This is a genomic window from Klebsiella pneumoniae subsp. pneumoniae HS11286 (assembly GCF_000240185.1).
GTDB lineage: Bacteria > Pseudomonadota > Gammaproteobacteria > Enterobacterales > Enterobacteriaceae > Klebsiella > Klebsiella pneumoniae.
In genome coordinates this window covers 4,302,132-4,322,497 of record NC_016845.1, presented here as the reverse complement: position 1 = coordinate 4,322,497, position 20,366 = coordinate 4,302,132, and the positions used below count along the sequence as shown (strand labels likewise).

The following is a 20,366-nucleotide window of genomic DNA, read 5'->3' as shown; positions in this document are numbered from 1 at the left end:
GAAACTCAGGAGGAGGCCTCATGACTTTCGAACAACTACTGCTGGCGGCGGTGGAGCAGCGTCTGCTGCGGCCGCTGGACGTCCAGTTTGCCCTGATGGTGGCGCAAAACGACCCGCCGGCGGTCAAGCTGGCGGCGGCCTTGCTGAGCCGGGATGCCGGCGAGGGGCACGTCTGTCTGCCGCTCTCGCGGTTGAGCGGCGACGAGGCGCTGAGCGGTAAAGCGGGGGAGATCCGCGATCGGCTGCTGGCCGAAGCCGGCGCGCCGGAGGACTGGCCCGGGCTACTGCTCGCTTCGTCGGCGGTGAGCTGCGGCGATGCTCCGGCGCCGATGATTTTGTGCGGCGACCGGCTCTATCTGAATCGGATGTGGCGCAACGAGCTGACCGTCGCCCGCTTCTTCAATGAAGCCAACCGGGTGCTGGAGATGGATGAGGCCCGGCTGGCGTCAACCCTGAATGCCCTGTTCCCTGCCACCGGCGAAACCGACTGGCAAAAAGTGGCCGCGGCGGTGGCGCTGACCCGCCGCATCTCAGTGATCTCCGGCGGTCCCGGGACCGGGAAGACCACCACCGTGGCGAAGCTTCTGGCGGCGCTGATCCAGATCGAAGACAGCCCGCGCTGTCGTATTCGCCTGGCGGCGCCAACCGGGAAAGCGGCGGCGCGTCTGACCGAATCGCTGGGCGCGGCGCTGAGAAAATTGCCGCTGACCGACGCGCAGAAAGCGTTGATTCCCACCGAGGCCAGCACGCTGCATCGTCTGCTGGGCGCCCAGCCAGGCAGCCAGCGGATGCGCTATCACGCCGGCAACCCGCTGCATCTGGACGTGCTGGTGGTGGATGAAGCCTCGATGATCGACCTGCCGATGATGTCGCGGCTTATCGACGCGCTGCCGGCCCACGGGCGGGTGATTTTCCTCGGCGATCGCGACCAGCTGGCCTCCGTAGAAGCGGGGGCGGTGCTGGGGGATATCTGCGCCTGGGCGAGTTCGGGCTATACCGCCGCGCGGGCGCAGGAGCTGACCCGGCTGACCGGTTCGCCGGTGCCGGCGGGCGAGGGGGCTATCGCGGGCGCGCTGAGAGACAGTTTGTGCCTGCTGCAAAAGAGCTATCGCTTCGGCAGTCACTCCGGCATCGGGAGCCTGGCGCGGGCGGTGAACGCTGGCGCGCGCGCGGAGGTGAAGGCCACGCTGCGCCAGCCGTTTGACGATATCGCGCTTCATCCCCTCAGCACGACCGAAGAGTACGAAGCCATGCTCGGCGCGGCTCAGCAGGGCTATGAGCGCTACCTGCAGCTGCGCCGCGAGCGGGCCGAACCGCAGGCCATGCTGGCCGCTTTCAGCGAATTCCAGCTGCTGTGCGCGCTGCGCGAGGGGCCGTACGGCGTGAGCGGCGTCAATGAGCGGCTGGAGCAGCGGCTCAACCGCCAGCGGGCGATCGCCCTGCCGCGCCACTCTCGCTGGTATGATGGCCGACCGATCATGATATCGCGCAACGACAGCGCGCTGGGGCTGTTTAACGGCGATATCGGCATCGCCCTGGAGCGCAACGGCGAGCTGCGGGTGTGGTTCCTGATGCCCGACGGCGCCATCAAGTCGGTGCAGCCGAGCCGTCTGCCGGAGCATGATACCGCCTGGGCGATGACCGTGCATAAATCGCAGGGCTCGGAGTTCGAACACGCGGCGCTGATCCTGCCGGCGCGCAGCGTCCCGCTGGTGACCCGCGAACTGGTCTACACGGCGATCACCCGCGCGAAACGGCGGTTGTCGCTCTATGCCGACGAGCAGGTGCTCTCCCAGGCCATTGTGACGCGCACCGAACGGCGCAGCGGCCTGGCGGAGATTTTCGCCGGGCGCGAAGCCCCCTGAGACGCCGGGTCCGGGCGATGGAAAATGCTGCAGCCGTTGCCCGGGCTGGCGGAAAAATCAGTAACTGAAGAACAGAGGGATAAGCCAGAGCGCCGAGATCGAGTTCATGGCGAAAAAGCGGACTGCTGCGCCGCCGGCCAGCGGTGGGGTGGAACAGCGGGCACAAAAAATCACCAGCGAGGAGATGAGAAGATTCATGCCGGACGTCAGGGCCAGCAGAAATAATATCGCGATGGCGGCGCCGAGCGCGGCATAGCCATGCTGATGATGGCGCTGGTTATCCCAGAGGAGCAGTATCATCAGCAACCACGGATAGAGGGCGACCGCGGTGGTAATGAGATTAATATGTCTGACCAGCCAGTTCGGTTTGGTTTCCATTCTTTAAGCGATCCTTGCTGGGCGGGTGGCGGCCGCGGCGCCAGTCGACGTCCTGTCGACAGCCAATAGCATATCGGTGAGCCAGCGAGAAAGAAATGGCCTGCGCGGAAACCAGGAATTTCGCCCGCGTGCGTACGCCAGGCTGGCGGGAAGAGGGGCGGGAGACCGGCCGGGGATAAAGCGATAAGCGTCGCGCTATCCCGGGCCGTTAGATAGAGAGGAGAAGGGCTTAAGCGAGGTCGGCCATCAGCACCTTCGACCGGCGCTGATAGTTATACATCTGCTTTTTACTCTCCGGCAGCAGGTCGATATCCACCGGCGTGAAGCCGCGCTCCTGGAACCAGTGGATGCTGCGGGTGGTTAACACGAACAGTTTGCTCAGTCCCATCTGCCTGGCCTGAGCGGCAATACGCTCCAGCAGCACCTCTCCCCGCGACGAGCTCCGGTAATCCGGATGCACCGCCACGCAGGCCATTTCGCCGATCTTCTCTTCCGGGAAAGGATAGAGGGCGGCGCAGGCGATGGTGGTGTTATCGCGCTGAATAATGGTGAATTTGTCGATCTCCATCTCCAGCTGTTCGCGGGAACGGCGTACCAGAATGCCCTGCTGCTCGAGCGGGCTTATCAGCTCAAGAATACCGCCGATATCATTGATGGTCGCCCGACGGATCTGCTCCGCGCTCTCCATGACGATCTGGGTGCCGATGCCGTCGCGTGAAAACAGCTCCTGCAGCAGCGCGCCATTTTCCTGATAGCTGATCAGGTGGCAGCGCCGTACGCCGCTGCGGCAGGCCTTCACCGCCCCGCGCAGGAAGCGCACGGTGCCGGAGTTATAGTCTTCGTCTGCTTCCAGCTCTTCGACGCGGGCTTGCGCCTCATTAGGGAACAGTTCGGAGACAATTTCCCCGGCCTGGTTGTAAACCCCTTGCGACGAACAGAAGCCGATCATTTTCTCCGCCTTCAGCTTGATGGCCAGCTGGGTAGCTATCTCTTCCGAAGTCAGGTTAAAGCTCTCGCCGGTGACCGACACCGCGACCGGCCCCATCAGCACAATGGCGCCGCTGTCGAGCTGACGATGAATCGCCTCTTCGTCAATGCGGCGAATGCGTCCGCTGTGGCAATAATCGACGCCGTCATCGACGCCCAGCGGCTGGGCAATGATAAAGTTGCCGCTGACAACGTTGATATGGGCCCCCTGCAGCGGGGTGTTGTTGAGGCTCATCGACAGACGGGCGGTGATCTCCAGCTGCAGCATCCCCGCCGCCTGCTTAACCAGCTCCAGCGTTTTGGCGTCAGTCACTCGCGTCTGCTTGTGATAGACCGGCTCGTGATGGTGCTCGGCGAGGTTAGCGTCAATCTGCGGGCGGGCGCCATAGACCACCACCAGGCGAATGCCCAGGCTATGCAATAATCCTATGTCATTGACAATATTTGAGAAATTTTCATGCTCAATGGCTTCGCCGCCCAGCATGATGACAAACGTTTTTCCCCGATGGGCATTAATATAGGGAACAGAATGGCGGAATCCTTCTACCAGTTCAGTGCGACGTTCCTTCACCATGACAAACCCTCAATGCATGATTGTTCGTAATTATTGTATTTTTATTCTGTTTTGCCGTTAAACGCAAGCCCCAATTTGAGGCTAAGCCGCGAAAAACATGTGACCCGGCGCAGGGTGTCAATGAATGTTTACCCTTTTATAGATGACAGGTTATATGCCTTTCGTTAAAGTTTCTGGTCAATCTGTTTGTTTTGGGTATAAATGCGTTTTTATTGCTTGGGAGTGGCATGTCGGGAAACAACTCAGGATTAAGCCGTCGCCGTCTGTTGCAGGGCGCGGGCGCCATGTGGTTAATGAGCGTGAGCCCTGTCGGGTTGGCCGCCGCCGCGCGGGTGGTCGCCGTTCGCGTCTGGCCAGCATCGACCTACACGCGTGTCACGGTAGAATCGAATCATGTGCTGAAATACCGGCAGTTTGCCCTCAGTAATCCGGAACGAGTGGTAGTGGATCTGGAAGGGGTTAACCTGAACTCTGTGCTGAAAGGCATGGGGGGCCAGATCCGCGCTGACGATCCCTTTATTAAGTCCGCCCGGGTGGGCCAGTTTGATCCGCAAACCGTGCGCATGGTCTTCGAACTCAAGCAGAACGTTAAGCCGCAGCTGTTTGCCCTCGCGCCGGTGGCCGGCTTTAAAGAGCGTCTGGTGATGGATCTCTACCCCGCCAACGCTACCGATGTTCAGGATCCGCTGCTGGCGCTGCTCGAGGATTACAACAAAGGCAATCTGGAGCGGCAGGTGCCGCCGGCGCAAAGCGGGCCGCAGCCGGGCAAAGCCGGGCGCGACCGGCCGATTGTCATCATGCTCGATCCCGGGCACGGCGGCGAAGACTCCGGCGCCGTGGGGAAGTATCGCACCCGCGAAAAAGACGTGGTGCTACAGATCGCCCGTCGCCTGCGGGCGCTGATCGACAAAGAAGGCAATATGAAGGCCTATATGACCCGCAACGAAGACGTGTTTATCCCGTTGAAAGTGCGTGTCGCCAAGGCGCAGAAGCAGCGCGCCGACCTGTTCGTGTCGATTCACGCCGACGCCTTTACCAGCCGCCAGCCCAGCGGCTCTTCGGTGTTTGCCCTCTCCACCAAGGGGGCCACCAGTACCGCGGCAAAATATCTCGCCCAGACGCAGAACGCCTCGGATCTGATCGGTGGGGTCAGCAAGAGCGGCGACCGCTATGTCGACCACACCATGTTCGATATGGTGCAGTCTCTCACCATCGCCGACAGCCTCAAATTCGGAAAGGCGGTGCTGGAGAAAATGGGCAATATCAATAATTTGCACAAGAATCGGGTAGAGCAGGCGGGCTTTGCGGTACTGAAGGCGCCTGATATCCCCTCCATTCTGGTGGAGACGGCGTTTATCAGTAACGTGGAAGAAGAGCGGAAACTGAAAACGGCCAAATTCCAGCAGGAGGTGGCCGAGTCGATCCTCGCCGGGATTAAAGCCTACTTCGCCGACGGCGCGACGCTGGCCCGCCGCGGATAACCACACAGGAAAGGGACATGGCCTTACTGAAAAGCGCCCATGGCGGCAATATCCGCGAGGCCGCCGCCCTGCTGGGCATAGCCCCCGGCGAGCTGCTGGATTTTAGCGCCAACATCAATCCGCTGGGGATGCCTGCCTCGCTCAGGCAGGCGATCGTTGACAACCCGGGCTGCGCCGAACGCTACCCTGACGTCGAGTATCAACAGCTGCATCAGGCGCTGGCTGCCCACCATCAGTTGCCGACGGCGCATATCCTCGCCGGCAACGGCGAAACTGAATCGATCTTCACCCTCGTCCACGGCCTTAAGCCGCGGCGGGCGATGATCGTCATTCCCGGTTTCGCGGAGTACCGGCGGGCGCTGCAGACGGTGGACTGCGAGGTGGTGGAGTATGCCCTGCGGGAGCGCGATGGCTGGCAGCTGACCGACGCGATCCTCGATGCCCTGACTCCGGCGCTGGACTGCCTGTTTCTCTGCACCCCGAACAACCCCACCGGCCTGCTGCCGGAGCGGGGCCTGCTGGAAGCCATTGCGCAGCGCTGCCGAGCGCTGAACATCAGCCTGATCCTCGATGAGGCCTTCCTCGACTTTATCCCCGACCAGCCGGGGTTTATTCCTCTGCTGGCGCAGCATCCGCACGTCTGGGTTTTGCGATCGCTGACCAAATTTTATGCCATTCCGGGGCTGCGTCTCGGCTACCTGCTGAACGCTGATGCCCAGGCGGTGGCCCGACTGCGCGCGCGACAAATGCCGTGGTCCATCAACGCCTATGCCGCCCTGGCCGGGGAAATTATTCTCCAGGATCGGGCGTATCAGCGGGCCACCTGGCAGTGGCTGCAGGAGGAGGGAGCGCGTTTCTATGCGCAGCTGCAGGAGATGGCCGGGCTGACCGTATGGCCCGGGCGTGCTAACTACCTGTTCTTGCGCTGCGACAGACCCGATTTTGACCTGCAATATGCCCTGCTGCGCCAGCATGTGCTGATCCGCAGCTGCGCCAACTACCCGGGGCTGGATAGCCGCTATTTCCGCGTGGCGATCCGCAGCGCCGAGGAAAACGACCAGCTGCTGGTGGCGTTGCGCCGGGTGCTGGCCTGAGGCCTACTGCAGGATGACGCCCCCGGGCACCATCGCCAACAGATGCTGCTGCGGCCAGTGGGCGGCGATGTCGCTGTCTGCCAGCCGCCATTGCAGAAATTCGACGTCATGCCGACGGCGGTCCAGCAGCAGGCCGACGACGCTGCCGCTGTGCGCCACGTTGAGACCATAGAGCCCTGCGCTTTCCACCAGGTCCAGCAGCGCGTCAAACCCCGGCTTAGGCAACAGCTGCTGGCTGGCAATGGCGCTGATGGTTGCTGCTTCGCCCAGCAGCTGCGGGCTGCCGCAGTGGCAGGCCTGTTGAACTTTCTCCCACGCCAGCTGCAGCCGGGAGGCGTTTGCCAACAGGCCCGGCTCGCGCGGCAGCTGGTGATAGTCGGTGGTGCGCAGTGTCAGCGGGCTCTCCAGCACTAACAGGTCGAGCGCCGGCGGAGGGGGACAGGCGATTTGCGTGGCGGCGGTATTATGGTCGAACAGCGTCAGCTGGCGAAACAGGGTGCTGTCGGTAGGCTCCAGCGCGACGCACAGGCGCGCCAGCGTCGGCTCATCCAGTAGATGGCCCAGATGATGGGCGGTGGCGACGGCGGTGGCAGCGATATCGGCGGTGCTGCTGGCCATCCCTTTGGCCACTGGGATCGTTGAGTGCAGGGTGATGCGGATCTGCTGGCTCAGCGCTGGGGGGTAGCCCCAGTGGGCCAGCAGCTGGTCGACCATCGCCCGCGACAGCGGCCGCTCGTCTTTTCGCGGTACTCCGGTCTCGACCTCGACGGTGCTGTACCAGTCCACCGGACAGGAGACCAGCTTTTCGCTGCCGAGGATCCAGCCCTGGATAAGTTCTCCGCACGAGGCGGGACATTGTGCAACAGCCACGTTTTCACCTTTCCGCTTACCTTCGCCAGGGCGCATAGTGGCATGGCGACCCGCCGGTTACCATGATTCTCCGCAAGAGGAGGCGCGTCGTTTATGCCGACACCGCCAGCTCGCGCGCCTGCGGCAATGCAAGACGCATGACGTCGCGGGCAATCATAAGCTCTTCATTGGTGTTGATCACCGCCACTTTGACCAGCGCATTATCCGCCTGAATAAAGGTCGCGCTCCGCTGGTTTTTCTCGTCGTCCAGCGCGAGGCCGAGAAAATGCAAATTGCGGCAGATCGCCGCCCGCGCCCGGGCGGAATTCTCGCCTATGCCGCCGGTAAAGATCAGCGCGTCCAGACCTCCCATCTGCATGATATAGCTGCCGATAGTCGCGCGAATGCGTTCGGCAAACAGCGACAGCGCCAGAGCCGCCCGTTCGTTGCCGGCGTCGGCTGCCTGTTCGACGTCGCGGTAATCAGAGGACACGCCGGAGACGCCCAGCAGCCCGGATTCATTATTCAGCAGCTGGCTGAGCTGCTGGGCGGATTTCCCTTCTTTCTCCACCAGCCAGGGAAGAATCGACGGGTCGATATCGCCGCTGCGGGTGCCCATCATCACCCCGGACTGGGGAGTAAAGCCCATTGAGGTATTCACCGATTGCCCGCCTTTGATGGCGCAGACGCTACAGCCATTGCCCAGATGGCAGCTTACTACCCGCAGGGCGCTCAGCGGTACGCCCAGCTTTTCCGCCAGCGCGCTGCTGACATAGTGATGGCTGGTACCGTGAAAACCGTAGCGGCGAATGCCCAGCTCGGCGTAATAGCGCCAGGGGAGGGGATAGAGCCAGGCCTCCGGCGCCAGGGTCTGGTGAAAGGCGGTATCAAAAACCGCCACCGCCGGTACCGCGGGTAACAGCTGGCGAAAGAGACGTATGCCCAGCGCATTGACCGGGTTATGCAACGGCGCCAGCTCCGCCAGGCGCTCGATCTCCCGCAGGGTATCGTCGCAGACCAGCGCGGCGTCTTTGAAGCGTTCGCCGCCGTGGGCGACGCGGTGGCCAACGCCGTCGATCTCCTGCAGGCTGCTCAGGATCCCGCGGCCGGTCAGCGCCTCCAGCAGCAGGGTCACTGCCTCATGGTGATCGGCGATGGGCAGCGTCTCCTGCCATTTCTGTGCCGACGTTTTCAGCGTGAAGCGGGCCTCGGGCAGGCCGATACGTTCGATCAACCCCTGACAGAGCAACGCCCCCTGCGGCATGTTAAGCAGCTGAAACTTCAGGGAGGAGCTGCCGGCGTTAATCGCCATGATTTTATAGGTCATTGATATTCCTCTGCATTCAGGCAGGCGAACAGGTCATCAAGCCCGTCGCCGGTTAACGCGCTGGTGATAAAGATATGTCCGGCGCCCGCCGTCTCGAGCCATGTCCGGACCTGTTGCAGACGGGGCGGGGCGGCCAAATCGGCTTTAGTGATCACCCCGATGACCGGGCGGTTCATCGGGGCGGTAAACCCCGGAGAAAAAGGTGACCAGGGCGCATCGGCATTTAGTACCAGCGCGATGACATCGGCCTCGCAGGCGCTGGTGAGCAGTGCACTGTACAGGCAGCGGTTTTCCAGATATTCCCCGGGGGTATCGATGGCGGCCGGCGTCCAGACGATGGCCTGGGTTTTCTGATAGCGCAGGGTTTCGCCACGCAATACCTGGGTCAGCGAGGTTTTGCCGCACTGGCTGGGTCCGATTAGCATCAGGCGTTTCATGGGCTCAGGTCCGGGTAATTGGGCAAGCGGTGAAGCGCATCAGCTCACCGAGGGTGCGGGTGACCTGCCTGAGCGCGTACTCCACGGCGGAGACATCGCCGGTCAACACCACCGCGCCGGTGAAGCGATCGAGAAAACCGATCTCCACCGCGCCGGACTTGGTAGCGATGTCGCAGGCGATAATCGATGCTTCACTGGGGGTAATGGTAAGAATGCCGATGGCGGAGACCGCGTCCGGCAGACCCAGCTTTTTGAACAGATCTTTGCCAGGATTGGCAATGAGATGCGCCAGAGTAACCTGTTTGCCCGGGACATACTCCTGGATCATGCGTTCGGTAGGGGTTTGCGGTTCCATTATCCCTCCATCAGCTGTTGCCACAGCGCATCGTGCGGTCGCGGGATCACTGCCCGGTGAACCAGTAATCCTTTCTCGCCTGCGCTGTCGCTGGCCACCGTGACGGCGTTGTCGACATCGGCGATATCACCCGCCACCACCATGTAGCATTTGCCGCCGATACCAAACGCCATATGGACCCGCACCAGGGTGACGTTGGCCGCTTTCACCGCGCGGTCGGCGGCGCTGATGCACGCCGCCACGCTCCAGGTTTCGACGATCCCCGCCGCCTGCCGCTGCCCGACCACGTTGAGACCGCTGATCGCCGGTAGTACGCTGGGGTGAATGTTGGCCAGCACCAGGCTGTCCACCAGCATCTCCCCGGCGCGCGCGGTGCCGGCGGCGATTGCCTGCTGCACGGCGCCGACGTCGCCGCCGAGCATCAGCAGGAATTTCCCGGGGCAAAGGGTTCTGCAGAGCAGGAGCTGTACGTTCGCGCTTTTCAGCATGACGTCGCCCAGCTCCATCCCCCTGGCGATGCTGGTCAGTTCTAAAATTCCGATAGCCTGGGTCATGATTAACCTCTTACAAGCGTAATGGCCTGCTCCGTGATGGTGGAGACCAGGCCGTCAATACTGGCGTGCACCGGCGCGCCGAGGGCGTCGGCGGGGATATCCGCCAGCACCTGGCCGCGCGTTACCCGCTCTCCCGGCGCGACGCAGGGCACGGCGCTGATGCCGATATGCTGGCGCAGGGGCAGGGTGACGCAGGCCACCTCCGGTTCCACCGCCGTCAGCGGCGCTTCCTGATACCAGGGATCAAGTCCCAGTTTGCTGATGAGCCGCTTGACCGGCACCAGGCGGTGCTTCGCCATCTCGTCCGCCGGACGCAGCGGTCCGTCGTAGCGCAGGTTTTTCGCCCTCAGCTCACGTTTCAGCAGACGGTTGATGCGCATGGGGGAAATACCCACCGGGCAGGCGACGCTCTCGCAAACGTTGCACTCCGAACAGGTCAGGGCGCTGAGCAGCAGCGACGGGGTGGCCGCCTGGCGATAGTTCACCGCCCGCACCAGCAGATGAGGGGAAAGCTCATGGCCGATCAGGTGCCGGGGGCATAAATCTGTGCATAAACGGCACTGTTCACAGACGGTGCGGGCGATGGCGAGCAGCGTTCGTTCATCCTGCCGCCGTCGCTGGATCAAAGGATGGTTGCCCGGGAGCACCAGCAGGCCGCCGGTGGTTTTGGTGACCGGTGTCTCGAGGGAGGTAATAAGCGAGCCCATCATCGGACCGCCGTTGATAAACCCCGGATCGTCAACCGTCGCGCCGCCGGCCAGATCCAGCACCTCGCGCAGCGATATACCCAGTGGTACGGCCAGCGTCAGTGGACGGGCGACGGCGCCATTGACGGTCAACGTCCGGCGAGTTACCGGATAGCCCTGTTCCACGGCTCTGGCGATATTGAGCACCGTCTGCACGTTATTGACCACCACGCCGACGCTGACCGGCAGCGCGGCAGGTGGTACGCGGCGTCCCGTCGCCAGCCAGATAGTGAGCACCTCATCCCCGGCCGGATAGACGTCAGGCAGAATATGCAGCCGGGCCCATTCCGGGAGTCGTGGGGTTAATGCCGCAATCGCCGGAGCATATTTCGCCTTCAGGGCAATGATCCCTTCCCGGGCGCCAGTGGCGGTCATCGCGTAACCCAGGCCGCGAATCAGTCGGTCAGCCTGCTGAGCCATCAGCTGTTGGTCAACCTTCAGCATCGGTTCGCATTCGGCGGCGTTCACCAGCACGGTGTCCACCCGGGCCTGCAGTTTGATGTGGGTCGGAAAGCCTGCGCCACCGGCTCCTACGACGCCAGCGGCCCGAACGCGTTCGCGGATCTCCGCTGCATCAATGCTTGATAGTGGCACTATCGCTTCACTCATTGCAGGCTCTCCAGCAGTTGCGCGATGGCCGCGCCATCGACCGGACGCGGGTTGGTGCGCAGGGTGGCGTCGGCCAGCGCGGCCGGCACCATGGCGGGAATTCGCGATAAGAAAAGGGGATACTTTTCCTGCAGCGCGCCCTTGAGGGTGGGAATGGCGCACTGCTGTTTCAGCGTTTCCACCGCGGTAAGCAGCGCCTGGAAAGCCTCCTGTTCGCCAGCTTCGGGCGGGCAGAAGCGGCAGGCCCTGGCCAGGCGTGCATAGCGCTTAGCCGCTCGTGGCTCGCCGGCATTGAAGCGGATCACCGCGGTCAGCAGCAGCGCATTGGCCAGGCCATGGGGGAGGTGAAACTGGCCGCCAAGCTGATGGGCGATCGCATGATTGAGCCCAAGGCCAGCCTGGCTAAAGGCCATACCGGCGAGGGTTGATGCATTGTGCATTTTGCTGCGGGTCGCAATGCAGTCGCCCTGACGAATCGCAACGGGCAGGGCGCGAAACACCAGCCTTACGGCCTTTTCCGCCAGCGCATCGGTAAAATCGGTGGCCTGCGGCGAGACCCATGCCTCCAGGGCGTGGGTCAGCGCGTCCAGCCCGGTATGGGCTGTGATGGTGGGCGGTACGCTAACCACCAGCGTCGGGTCGATGATCGCCATGTCGGGACAGAGCGCCTCATGGAACAGCGGGTACTTGATCCCTTTTTCCGGGTCGCTGATGACGCAGGCGCTGGTCACTTCCGAACCGGTACCGCTGGTGGTGGGGATCGCCACGCAGGTGTCGACAGGCAGACCGCCCTGCTGGCTGAACCAGACGATAGCCTTGGCGGCATCCATCGCCGAGCCGCCGCCGAAGCCGATCACCACCTGCGGACGCAGGGCCTGCATCTGCGCTATCCCTTTCGCCACGGTGTGAATGGTCGGATCCGGTGTAATATCGCTGAACACGCTGACGCGGTTGCTGGCGGGCAGCGCGGCGCGCAGTCGGTCAAGCAGCGGCGAGCGCGCCAGGAAGCCGTCGCAGACGATCCAGATGTGCTGATGGCTAAAGCGCTGCAGCGCGGCCAGGCTGCCCGGGCCGCTGTAGAGGCGCGTTTGCAGAGAAAAGGTATGCATGGCGCCCCCGGTTAGCGAATGGAAAAACCGTTGGTCAACACGCAGCGCCGCAGGCGGGCGAACGTCCGCGCGGAGGTGGTGCCTTCTCCGGTTGGCGTGGCGATGGTGAAGGTGGTAAACCCTTCGCCGCCGACGCCGATTCCCGCGTAAGACGGGCCATTTTTGACAAAAATGGAGGTCTGCAGGGTGCGTGCCGCCAGATTGAGCCGCGAGACATTCTGCGAGTGCATAATGGCGGTGTGGTGCAGACCCTCCTCTACGCGCAGGGCCAGCGCCAGGGCGCTGTCAAAGTCGGCGACCCTGACGATCGGCAGCACCGGCATCAGCTGCTCGCAGGTCACCCAGGGGTCGTTCGCCTCCACCTCGGCTATCAGCAGGCGAGGGGGGCGAGGCGGAACGGCGAGACCCGCCGCCGCCAGCAGCGCAGCCGGGCTTTTACCGACCAGTTTTTTATTCGCCGCGCCGTCGGGCAGGCAGACGGTACGCAGGGTATCGGCCTCCTGTCGGCTCAACAGCAGCGCGTCAAAATCCTGCATCTGCTGGATCAGGCGGTCAGCGACGGAGGCGACGACGATCAGGCTTTTTTCGGCGATACAGGGCAGGTTGTAATCGAAGGCGGCGCCGCTGATAATATCTTCGGCGGCTTTGACGAGATCGGCGGTTTCATCAACGATGCACGGCGGATTGCCGGCGCCAGCGCCGATCACTTTTTTACCGCTTTTCATGCCCATCGCCACAATGCCAGGGCCGCCGGTGATAGCCAGAACGGCAATCAGCGGGTGGGACATCATTTGCTGGGTGGCTTCAAAGGTCGGCTCGGCAACGGTCACCACCAGGTTACGGATCCCGCTGCAGCGGTAGGCGATCTCTTCGATCCTGGCGATAAGCTTCAACGAGACCTTTTTCGCGCCGGGATGGGGGCTGAAATAGACGCTGTTACCCGCCGCCAGCATGCTGATACTGTTGTTGATAATGGTTTCCGTTGGGTTGGTGCTGGGCGCCACGGCGCCAATAACCCCGAACGGCGAGTACTCAAACAGCACCATCCCGCCATCGCCGGTGAGGGCGCTGGTAGTGAGATCCTCTATGCCCGGCGTGTTTTCAAGAGCGGCTTTATTTTTCAGATATTTATCTTCTTTGTTGCCCATGCCGGTTTCCGTGGCGCTCTCTTCCGCCAGCGTCGCCAGCTCGGGGGCCAGCGTCTCCCGCAGGGCGCTGATAATGGCGCTGCGGGTTTTTAGCGGACACTGCTGATAGCGGAGAAAAGCCTGATGAGCGGCGTCGATGGCGCTGCCGACATCGCAGAAAATGCCCTGCTCTTGCTGAGGGGCAGGGGGCGTCGGCGCGAGCTTTTCACTGAGGATGGTGCGGATAAGGGTTTCCAGTTCTGCTGTATTCATTGATGAGTTCTCACGTTAATGGCCGCCATGGCAGCCTGTGCAATAGCCATATCCTGCTCGACGCTGCCGCCGCTAATGCCGAGGCCGGCTATTAGCTGGCCATCGCGCCACAGCGGATATCCGCCGCCAAAGGTGACGACTTTGCCCTGCAGATGGCTCTCCAGACCGTACAGCGCAGCGCCTGGCTGTACGGTCGTCGCGAGCTCGTGGGTGGCGGTTTTCATGGCGACGGCGGTCCAGGCTTTTTTCGGCGCCAGCTCGCTGCTGACCAGCAGCGCATCGGGCATTCGCCAGGTCACGGTTTCGGTGCCGTGTGCGTCAACGATGCTGACCACCACCGGCACCTGCAGCTGGCGGGCGTGTTCAATGGCCTGACGGATGAGCTGATGCAGCTCGTGAAAGGAGAGCGACCCGGCCTGGGCTTTGGGCGCGTCGGGCGCAGGCGACCCGCTGGCGGCCAGATAGCGGGCCGCGATCTCCGTCACAAGGCGGCGCTGGTGAGCGGCATGATCCTCGCTGCGCGCCAGGGCATACAGGCAGTCAGATAAGCGGTTCAGATAACGCAGCAGCATCTGACGGATAGTAACCTCTGCCCCCAGCTCGACCAGCCGGCGCTCCGCCCGTCTGGCAACGGTGCGGGCCAGGTGCAGACGGCTGGCGGCTTCACAGCGTCCGGGCAATACAAACTGGTGCAGCGCCGGCACGCGGGCCATCTCGCGATCGATGGTCTGCTCCAGCAGGGCAATCTCTTCGCTGCTGATATAGCGCTTACCCGGTGATGGCTGTTCGCTGTCGCTGGCGAGCTCCGCGCTGAACCAAAAAATGTGCTGCTGCAGGGCTTCGAGCAGGGTGCGCTGTTCCTCTTCAGCGACGGCGCAGACGCACAGGCTCAGCATGGCGTTCAGTTCATCCAGGGTGCCGTAGGCTTCGACGCGCGGATGCGTCTTGCTGACCCGCTGGCCGGTAAAGAGTGATGTACTGCCGGCATCGCCGGTTCGGGTATAGATAGCCACAGGCGCCCCCTTAGCGTGAAAGTGAGTCAACAATGCCCACGACGGCAAGATCGATGGCCTCATTCGGGCCGCTGAAAACGTGGCGTGCGCTCGAGCCGCTGCAGAGCAGCACCAGCTCGCCGACGCCAGCGCCAACCGAATCTACCGCCACTTCATCGCCGCTCGTGGGGAGAATCGGACGATCGTCGTCCGCGCTTACCCGGCGCACCAGCAGCAGTTTTTTGCCGTTCAGAGAGGGCGATTTTTGCGTCGAGACGACGGCGCCGGTCACGCGTGCCAGATGCATAGTTCACTCCTGCTTAATCAATTGAACATGCCGCGCGACGGCCGCTTCGCGGGCGAGGGCGGTGATAATGGGGCGGCGGCGCAGCACCAGATAGCCGCCACTGAAACGGGCTACGTCGGCATAGGTGAGCACCGACGCGGCGTGAAGCCTGACGGGCTGGCCAAGCGGGTCGCTGAACGTCAGCGGCAAGCGGGCGAGTTTTTTTACCGCCAGCGCGGGGAGCTGGGCGGGAAGCAGCGTTAGCTGTACCCGAACGCCCCAGGCCATCGCCTCATGCAGTGCGCAACCGGCTGCCGCCAGCGCACGCTGGCCGGCAAGCTGCTCCAGCAGCGGTAAATCCACCTGCACGATGCGCAGCGAAGCGTGCTGGCACAGCAGGCTGCGGATATCCGCTTCGCCGAGCTGGGCCACGCTGAGCGTGGCCGTGCTGAGGGCGCGATGGCGCAGACGGGCGGCGACCTCTTCGACGATACGCTGCAGCATCGCGTGGTTCATGGCTTCGTCACCAGCGTTGCCCAGGCTTGCGCAGCGTCAGCGCCTGCCGCATTGGCCTCGTCAGTATCGATGTGCATCTCAAGACGCATATCCGGGGCAACGCGGACCGCCACGTTGTCGAAGATAAGCCGCCTGTCGCTGCCTTCGATCGCCACCGCGACGCTATCGCCATGGGAGACGCGCAGGATCAACGCATCAAGTGGCGACATATGAATATGTCGCTGGGCAACAATCGTCCCGCCGCTCAACTCCAGTTCGGCAAAGGGGCTTATCAGGCGGATCCCCGGCGTGCCCTGCAGATTGCCGGACATGCGCAGCGGCGCGGCGATACCGAGGATCCGGGCGTCGGTGCGTGAGATTTCCACCTGGCTGGTCTGGCGCAAAGGGCCGAGCAGGCGCACGTTGTTTAATCGCCCTTTGGGGCCAACCAGGGTCACCGTCTGCTCTGCAGCATATTGTCCCGGCTGCAGCAGCGCTTTTTTCGGCTGGATGGGCTGCGCGGGAAAAAGCCTGGCATAGTCAGCCGCCGCTAAATGGATATGGCGACTGGAGATACCGATTGGAATGGGACGCTGGCGCATCTCATCCAGCACTTTGTTGACTGTCGAAGCCAGCTGTTGTTTATCCATTACGCGTCACCTCGTTTACCGGCGTGCAGGCACTGCGAGCGGGGATCGCCTTTTTGTCGTGGGCAGTGTGGGTCCAGGCACAGGTTGCAGGTCACCCGCTCCGTAGAGTGGGAGGGGGCGTCTGTGAGGGCCGTGTTCTCCTCCGTCACGGCGACGTCAGGCGCTGGTGAAGGCGCCTGGACGCGGGCCGGCAGCAGGCCTTCCCCGGGCCTGGCGATAACCTTCTGCGCTACCAGCCCCTGCTGCCGTTCGGCGAGTTCGGCCCCGGTCATCACCGCCGCCTGGACAGAGGCCACATCACCGGCGATCTTCACCACCATCCAGCCGGAACCGTTGGTCTTTTCCAGGGCGAGCAGCGTGATGGCGGCCGCTTTCGCCATAGCGTCGGCGCAGGTGATGGCCAGGGCCAGACCGCTGACCTCAAGTAATCCCAGTGATTGCTTCACGCGGTGCTCCTTTTTTGAGGGTCAGACGGATTTCGGCAGAATGGCCTCAACATCGCTATGCGGGCGCGGGATCACATGGCTGGACTTGACCTCGCCGACCACGCTGGCCGCCGCGCTGCCGGCGTCAACGGCGGCTTTGACCGCGCCGACGTCTCCGCGGACCATCACGGTAATCAGCCCGGAGCCAATTTTTTCGTAACCAATCAACTGCACGTTGGCGGATTTCACCATTGCATCAGCGGCTTCAATGGCGCCAACCAGGCCTTTCGTTTCAACCAGTCCTAGTGCGTTATTCATACTGCGTTCTCCTGTGGATTAAGCATGGCGATCCCGAAATGGGATCCCTTTGACGAGACGAGCCGCATTGTTGCCAGTGTTTCGCCGGGCCAGCCTGTTCTGGTGATACATCAGCGAAAACAACGGAGTTGATGCGGGTAAATTTTTGTAGTGCACGATGAGCCGTTCCCGGTCGCAGGCGATGCCTACCTGCAGCGGCGAACGCTGCGCCGCCTGCCAGGCGTGATGGATAAGATCGCCGCCGGTCTGCGGCTGCAGAACAAAAGGAATGCCTTCCTCTTCAATGCCCAGCAGGACATCGCGCCACTGTTCGCTGCATTCGTCAGTGACGGCAATGACGATGGCGGGGGCGACTACGCTACTCTCCATGTGTGCCTCCTTTTTGCCAGGAAAGGAGTAATCCGCTGGCGACCGCATTGCGTGGGCCTTCACAGCCGCGGATGTTGCCGCGCCCGGCAACCAGCCGGTAGTGCGCCAGCGCGTCGGTGACCAGCTGGGGGATCTCGAAATCGAGGGACGAGCCGCCCACCAGCACCACGAACGGGATGTCGCGAATGTTGCCGGTAGGGCTCACCTGGCGTAACGCTCGCAGGGCGTTGGTGATAAAGACGCGTGATTTGGCGCTACGGCGAATGGCGCGCACTTTCTCCAGCGGCAGATCGCCGGGCAGGGGAACCAGTTCATCCGGTTTCACCACGCAGACGCGGGCAAATACCGTCGGTGGTAAGGCCGACGGAAAAAACTGGACGCTGCCGTCTTCATGACGCAGATGAAACAGGCTTTCGACTTTAGCCAGCGGATATTTTTTGATCTCTTCCGCCAGGTAGCGGTCCTCAAGCCCCAGCTCGCGGGCGATGATCATCGTGACCATATCGCCGGCGCCGGCCAGGTGAGTGGCGCTGATCTCTCCCTGCGCATTGATAATGGAGGCGTCGGTCGACCCGGCGCCCAGATCGAGGATCGCCAGCGGGCGCGTGGTGCCGGGAGTGGTGAGCGCCCCAAGAATGGCCGCCTCCGCTTCGGCGCCGCCCACCTGAACCGCAATCTGCAGTTTGTGCTCAATTTCACGGGCGATGAGGGCCATCTGCAGGCGATCCGACTTGACCATCGAGGCGATACCCACCGCCTGCTCCAGCGAGAACTCTCCCGCAAGACCGCCGGTCACGCTGACTGGCACCGCCGTATCAACGGCCAGCAGATCCTGAATGCGGATCTCCTGAGCTGGCTTATTGGTAAGCTCCGCCATGGTCTGGCGCACGTGCTCAAGCATGCCGCCGATATTGGTGCCCGCTTCTCCCGCGACGTTGTCCAGTTTGCCGCAGCCGTCAACCGCTTTCATGATGGCTTCCGCCCCGGCGGCCACATCAACCTGTACGCTGCGCCCCTGAGCGATGAGCAGCAGATTACCTGCCGGAATAGCGCGGGCCTTGACGTCGCCGGAGGGGGTTTTCACCACCACGGCCGAGCGGTTGCCAATCAGCGCCCGCGCCATTGGCACGATATTTTGGGTCTCCTCGGCGTTGAGATCGAAAACGGTCGCAATACCGTAGGGGTTGGAGAGCGTTTCGATGATCTTACCGGGTAAAGCGACCTCGACGGCCGCCAGCATGCCAAGTGGAATCCGGTCGATATGCTGAACTTCGTCGATCACCGGTAGCGGTTGCTGTAGCCGGTTATTGACCAGCACGCCGTCATCCTGCTGCAAAATAATGCCGGTTATCTGATAGCCCGCTGCCGTTGCCGCATTGACCATCGCGGCGACATCGGCAAAGTCAAAGGCCGAGGAGACCACCAGAATATAGGGAGTGTCCGCGGAGCAGGACAGCAGCGCCTCTGGTGTGATGGTGATGCCGACCCCCAGTCCGACGCCGCCGGGTGTCTTCGGGTTATGGCCGATCATGGTGGACTCGGTGATGATGGTTTCCGTGATGGTTTCCATCGCCACATCGCCAATGACCGGCGTGGCTTCGTTAATGCGAATAAGCGAAATATCGCTGAGCTGAATGCCGGCCGCTTTTGCCGCCTGCGTTAGCGCCTCCTGGATACCGAACACATTTCGTAATGTGCCTTTTATACCCGTGGTTTCAGCCAACGCGCTGTGGCGAATGTTCAGCACACCTGCGTCATCGACCGTCGCCAGGGCGACTTCTGTCGAGGAGTTGCCAATATCAATGCCAGCGATATAGCGCATGCTTACCCCCTGTTAATCGTCGCCTTTGAGTTTCTTACGCTCGATGTACAGCCCGGCCGCTTCCCGAACAAAGGCGGCACAGAGTCGTGCCTGGTAGCGATGCTCGAGATCATCAGCGATCGCCAGTAGCTCCGCCTGGGTGGAACGGTATGGGCGCAGGGCGTTGTAGATCTCAAGGATTCGGTCGTCGGGAACCGCGGTGAGCTCTGCGGCCCGCTCAAAGTTCATCGCCAGCCGATCGCGTCCGGCATCCTGGGCGATCGCCGCCTGCATACGCAGCGTTTCCGGAGTGATGCGCATGTCCTGCGCCGTAACGCGATCGCTTAATACGTTCTCCAGCGTCAGGTCATCGAGCGTTTTATTGGTAGCGGTTTTGACCCACTCCGGATGGCGGGTCGCTAACGGGTAGTCGCTAACTTTTGGCTGGCGAACGGTGTCGTTTGTTGGCGCGGCTGGCGCGGGCGTTATCCCGTCCTGTAGGCTGTTCATCCGGCTCAGCACGTCGCGTACCATGGATTCAATTGCGTCGGTATTCATCGGGATATCCTTTGTTAAAGCGCCACGCGCAGTTCCTGCGGGTTTTTGCCCGTCACCACGTATTTGGTCTCTTTAATGTGCAAAATGGCCGACTTCGCCTGGTATTTGGGACGAGCCATCTGATCGTTAAGCGTCGGCACCGGCTGCGGCGACTCGCGTTTGGCGTAGCGCGCGGCGTTTTTGCCAATCTGACGGTAGGTTTCCAGCGTCAGCAGCGGCGCCTGCGGGAAGAGTTCCAGGTTGGAAAGCGGCGGCAGGCCGCGCTGGTGGATGACGGTGGTGCCTTTCGACTGAATACCGATCGAGATGCCGGAACCGCTCAGGCGGTTGCCTTCCACTGCCACGAAGGCGACGTCAGAAGACTTAAAGCAGCGGATCACCCGGGCTTTGATGCCTTCTTCCTCAATGCCGGCGATCACTTCGCGCAGAATATTTTTATGCGGAATGCCGACGATATTGGCGGTTTGCGCCAGACCAAACGCTGGCCCGACGGCAATAATGACTTCATCCTGCTGCGTGCCGGGTTTGGCTTCGCCGATTTCCGTCAGGAAGCTGTCGCCGGACACAGGCGCAACGGCGACCGGCGCGGCAGAGGCGACAGAAGCCGCAGGCGCGCTAAAGGAGACCGGCTTATCTGCGCCTGATTTCATCTCCACCAGCACCTCTTCGATAATCTGGCGCAGCAGCGTTTCGTTAATTTCCATTTT

Annotated in this window: 23 protein-coding genes; 3 read left to right on the top strand and 20 right to left on the bottom strand. The window is 62.4% G+C overall.

What is annotated here, in order from left to right:
- The first annotated feature begins 20 nt into the window (after nucleotides 1-20).
- Nucleotides 21-1,865, top strand: a complete 1,845-nt coding sequence (locus KPHS_42910; RefSeq protein ID YP_005228591.1) for an exonuclease V subunit alpha — start codon at nucleotides 21-23, stop codon at nucleotides 1,863-1,865.
- Between the two features lie 57 nt (nucleotides 1,866-1,922).
- On the opposite strand, the gene KPHS_42900 is transcribed toward KPHS_42910, so the two are convergent.
- Complete coding sequence (locus KPHS_42900) at nucleotides 1,923-2,243, bottom strand: hypothetical protein (RefSeq protein YP_005228590.1); 321 nt, start codon at nucleotides 2,241-2,243, stop codon at nucleotides 1,923-1,925.
- 229 nt (nucleotides 2,244-2,472) lie between these two features.
- Nucleotides 2,473-3,804, bottom strand: a complete 1,332-nt coding sequence (locus KPHS_42890) for an N-acetylglutamate synthase (protein ID YP_005228589.1) — start codon at nucleotides 3,802-3,804, stop codon at nucleotides 2,473-2,475.
- Between the two features lie 227 nt (nucleotides 3,805-4,031).
- On the opposite strand from KPHS_42890, the gene KPHS_42880 reads away from it, so the two are divergent.
- Together KPHS_42880 and KPHS_42870 are read left to right on the top strand one after the other, a co-directional pair.
- A complete protein-coding gene (locus tag KPHS_42880) occupies nucleotides 4,032-5,285 on the top strand; it encodes an N-acetylmuramoyl-L-alanine amidase (protein YP_005228588.1) in 1,254 nt (417 codons plus the stop codon).
- A 17-nt stretch (nucleotides 5,286-5,302) separates the two neighbouring features.
- The gene (locus tag KPHS_42870; RefSeq protein YP_005228587.1) at nucleotides 5,303-6,379 is read left to right on the top strand and encodes a threonine-phosphate decarboxylase; all 1,077 of its coding nucleotides are present in this window, start codon (nucleotides 5,303-5,305) and stop codon (nucleotides 6,377-6,379) included.
- A gap of 3 nt (nucleotides 6,380-6,382) precedes the next feature.
- Here KPHS_42870 and KPHS_42860 read toward each other — a convergent pair whose 3' ends face one another.
- From KPHS_42860 to KPHS_42690, 18 genes are read right to left on the bottom strand one after another with little or no spacing between them, the layout of a single operon-like run.
- The gene (locus KPHS_42860; RefSeq protein ID YP_005228586.1) at nucleotides 6,383-7,285 is read right to left on the bottom strand and encodes a propanediol utilization; all 903 of its coding nucleotides are present in this window, start codon (nucleotides 7,283-7,285) and stop codon (nucleotides 6,383-6,385) included.
- Nucleotides 7,286-7,340: 55 nt separating this feature from the next.
- Entirely contained in the window at nucleotides 7,341-8,555 is a 1,215-nt protein-coding gene (locus KPHS_42850) for a propionate kinase (RefSeq protein ID YP_005228585.1), read from the bottom strand.
- Complete coding sequence (locus KPHS_42840; RefSeq protein ID YP_005228584.1) at nucleotides 8,552-8,992, bottom strand: propanediol utilization; 441 nt, start codon at nucleotides 8,990-8,992, stop codon at nucleotides 8,552-8,554. The genes KPHS_42850 and KPHS_42840 overlap by 4 nt, the downstream gene beginning before the upstream one ends.
- A gap of 4 nt (nucleotides 8,993-8,996) precedes the next feature.
- A complete protein-coding gene (locus tag KPHS_42830; protein YP_005228583.1) occupies nucleotides 8,997-9,347 on the bottom strand; it encodes a propanediol utilization polyhedral bodies protein in 351 nt (116 codons plus the stop codon).
- Nucleotides 9,347-9,901: a propanediol utilization polyhedral bodies protein gene (locus tag KPHS_42820; RefSeq protein YP_005228582.1), complete on the bottom strand. Its 555-nt coding sequence runs from the start codon at nucleotides 9,899-9,901 to the stop codon at nucleotides 9,347-9,349. The genes KPHS_42830 and KPHS_42820 overlap by 1 nt, the downstream gene beginning before the upstream one ends.
- Nucleotides 9,902-9,903: 2 nt before the next feature.
- Nucleotides 9,904-11,256 carry a propanediol utilization polyhedral bodies protein gene (locus KPHS_42810; protein YP_005228581.1) on the bottom strand — a complete coding sequence of 451 codons (1,353 nt, stop codon included), beginning with the start codon at nucleotides 11,254-11,256 and terminating at the stop codon, nucleotides 9,904-9,906.
- The gene (locus KPHS_42800) at nucleotides 11,253-12,365 is read right to left on the bottom strand and encodes a propanol dehydrogenase (protein ID YP_005228580.1); all 1,113 of its coding nucleotides are present in this window, start codon (nucleotides 12,363-12,365) and stop codon (nucleotides 11,253-11,255) included. Before KPHS_42800 ends, KPHS_42810 begins: the two co-directional genes overlap by 4 nt.
- An 11-nt stretch (nucleotides 12,366-12,376) precedes the next feature.
- Nucleotides 12,377-13,765 carry a propanediol utilization: CoA-dependent propionaldehyde dehydrogenase gene (locus KPHS_42790; RefSeq protein ID YP_005228579.1) on the bottom strand — a complete coding sequence of 463 codons (1,389 nt, stop codon included), beginning with the start codon at nucleotides 13,763-13,765 and terminating at the stop codon, nucleotides 12,377-12,379.
- A complete protein-coding gene (locus KPHS_42780) occupies nucleotides 13,762-14,778 on the bottom strand; it encodes a PduO protein (RefSeq protein ID YP_005228578.1) in 1,017 nt (338 codons plus the stop codon). The genes KPHS_42790 and KPHS_42780 overlap by 4 nt, the downstream gene beginning before the upstream one ends.
- A 10-nt stretch (nucleotides 14,779-14,788) precedes the next feature.
- Entirely contained in the window at nucleotides 14,789-15,064 is a 276-nt protein-coding gene (locus KPHS_42770; RefSeq protein ID YP_005228577.1) for a propanediol utilization polyhedral bodies protein, read from the bottom strand.
- Nucleotides 15,065-15,067: 3 nt separating this feature from the next.
- On the bottom strand, nucleotides 15,068-15,559 hold the full coding sequence (locus KPHS_42760; protein YP_005228576.1) for a propanediol utilization: 492 nt from the start codon (nucleotides 15,557-15,559) through the stop codon (nucleotides 15,068-15,070).
- Nucleotides 15,556-16,188, bottom strand: coding sequence for a propanediol utilization (locus KPHS_42750; protein ID YP_005228575.1), 633 nt, complete (start codon nucleotides 16,186-16,188; stop codon nucleotides 15,556-15,558). The genes KPHS_42760 and KPHS_42750 overlap by 4 nt, the downstream gene beginning before the upstream one ends.
- The gene (locus KPHS_42740; protein ID YP_005228574.1) at nucleotides 16,188-16,634 is read right to left on the bottom strand and encodes a propanediol utilization polyhedral bodies protein; all 447 of its coding nucleotides are present in this window, start codon (nucleotides 16,632-16,634) and stop codon (nucleotides 16,188-16,190) included. Before KPHS_42740 ends, KPHS_42750 begins: the two co-directional genes overlap by 1 nt.
- A 21-nt stretch (nucleotides 16,635-16,655) precedes the next feature.
- Complete coding sequence (locus tag KPHS_42730) at nucleotides 16,656-16,931, bottom strand: propanediol utilization protein PduJ (protein YP_005228573.1); 276 nt, start codon at nucleotides 16,929-16,931, stop codon at nucleotides 16,656-16,658.
- A gap of 18 nt (nucleotides 16,932-16,949) precedes the next feature.
- Nucleotides 16,950-17,300, bottom strand: coding sequence for a propanediol utilization diol dehydratase reactivation protein (locus KPHS_42720; RefSeq protein ID YP_005228572.1), 351 nt, complete (start codon nucleotides 17,298-17,300; stop codon nucleotides 16,950-16,952).
- Nucleotides 17,290-19,122, bottom strand: coding sequence for a propanediol utilization diol dehydratase reactivation protein (locus KPHS_42710; protein YP_005228571.1), 1,833 nt, complete (start codon nucleotides 19,120-19,122; stop codon nucleotides 17,290-17,292). The genes KPHS_42720 and KPHS_42710 overlap by 11 nt, the downstream gene beginning before the upstream one ends.
- A 12-nt stretch (nucleotides 19,123-19,134) precedes the next feature.
- Nucleotides 19,135-19,659 carry a propanediol utilization dehydratase small subunit gene (locus tag KPHS_42700; protein YP_005228570.1) on the bottom strand — a complete coding sequence of 175 codons (525 nt, stop codon included), beginning with the start codon at nucleotides 19,657-19,659 and terminating at the stop codon, nucleotides 19,135-19,137.
- A gap of 14 nt (nucleotides 19,660-19,673) precedes the next feature.
- Nucleotides 19,674-20,363 carry a propanediol utilization: dehydratase, medium subunit gene (locus KPHS_42690; RefSeq protein ID YP_005228569.1) on the bottom strand — a complete coding sequence of 230 codons (690 nt, stop codon included), beginning with the start codon at nucleotides 20,361-20,363 and terminating at the stop codon, nucleotides 19,674-19,676.
- Nucleotides 20,364-20,366: the final 3 nt, after the last annotated feature.

Bases quoted from the DNA above. Each gene is read 5' to 3' on its own strand.
- KPHS_42750 (YP_005228575.1), bottom strand. From the start codon at position 16,188: ATGGATAAACAACAGCTGGCTTCGACAGTCAACAAAGTGCTGGATGAG.
- KPHS_42720 (YP_005228572.1), bottom strand. From the start codon at position 17,300: ATGGAGAGTAGCGTAGTCGCCCCCGCCATCGTCATTGCCGTCACTGAC.
- KPHS_42880 (YP_005228588.1), top strand. From the start codon at position 4,032: ATGTCGGGAAACAACTCAGGATTAAGCCGTCGCCGTCTGTTGCAGGGC.
- KPHS_42900 (YP_005228590.1), bottom strand. From the start codon at position 2,243: ATGGAAACCAAACCGAACTGGCTGGTCAGACATATTAATCTCATTACC.
- KPHS_42850 (YP_005228585.1), bottom strand. From the start codon at position 8,555: ATGACCTATAAAATCATGGCGATTAACGCCGGCAGCTCCTCCCTGAAG.
- KPHS_42890 (YP_005228589.1), bottom strand. From the start codon at position 3,804: ATGGTGAAGGAACGTCGCACTGAACTGGTAGAAGGATTCCGCCATTCT.
- KPHS_42700 (YP_005228570.1), bottom strand. From the start codon at position 19,659: ATGAATACCGACGCAATTGAATCCATGGTACGCGACGTGCTGAGCCGG.
- KPHS_42810 (YP_005228581.1), bottom strand. From the start codon at position 11,256: ATGAGTGAAGCGATAGTGCCACTATCAAGCATTGATGCAGCGGAGATC.
- KPHS_42830 (YP_005228583.1), bottom strand. From the start codon at position 9,347: ATGGAACCGCAAACCCCTACCGAACGCATGATCCAGGAGTATGTCCCG.
- KPHS_42710 (YP_005228571.1), bottom strand. From the start codon at position 19,122: ATGCGCTATATCGCTGGCATTGATATTGGCAACTCCTCGACAGAAGTC.
- KPHS_42770 (YP_005228577.1), bottom strand. From the start codon at position 15,064: ATGCATCTGGCACGCGTGACCGGCGCCGTCGTCTCGACGCAAAAATCG.
- KPHS_42840 (YP_005228584.1), bottom strand. From the start codon at position 8,992: ATGAAACGCCTGATGCTAATCGGACCCAGCCAGTGCGGCAAAACCTCG.
- KPHS_42820 (YP_005228582.1), bottom strand. From the start codon at position 9,901: ATGACCCAGGCTATCGGAATTTTAGAACTGACCAGCATCGCCAGGGGG.
- KPHS_42790 (YP_005228579.1), bottom strand. From the start codon at position 13,765: ATGAATACAGCAGAACTGGAAACCCTTATCCGCACCATCCTCAGTGAA.
- KPHS_42800 (YP_005228580.1), bottom strand. From the start codon at position 12,365: ATGCATACCTTTTCTCTGCAAACGCGCCTCTACAGCGGCCCGGGCAGC.
- KPHS_42730 (YP_005228573.1), bottom strand. From the start codon at position 16,931: ATGAATAACGCACTAGGACTGGTTGAAACGAAAGGCCTGGTTGGCGCC.
- KPHS_42860 (YP_005228586.1), bottom strand. From the start codon at position 7,285: ATGCGCCCTGGCGAAGGTAAGCGGAAAGGTGAAAACGTGGCTGTTGCA.
- KPHS_42910 (YP_005228591.1), top strand. From the start codon at position 21: ATGACTTTCGAACAACTACTGCTGGCGGCGGTGGAGCAGCGTCTGCTG.
- KPHS_42870 (YP_005228587.1), top strand. From the start codon at position 5,303: ATGGCCTTACTGAAAAGCGCCCATGGCGGCAATATCCGCGAGGCCGCC.
- KPHS_42760 (YP_005228576.1), bottom strand. From the start codon at position 15,559: ATGAACCACGCGATGCTGCAGCGTATCGTCGAAGAGGTCGCCGCCCGT.
- KPHS_42690 (YP_005228569.1), bottom strand. From the start codon at position 20,363: ATGGAAATTAACGAAACGCTGCTGCGCCAGATTATCGAAGAGGTGCTG.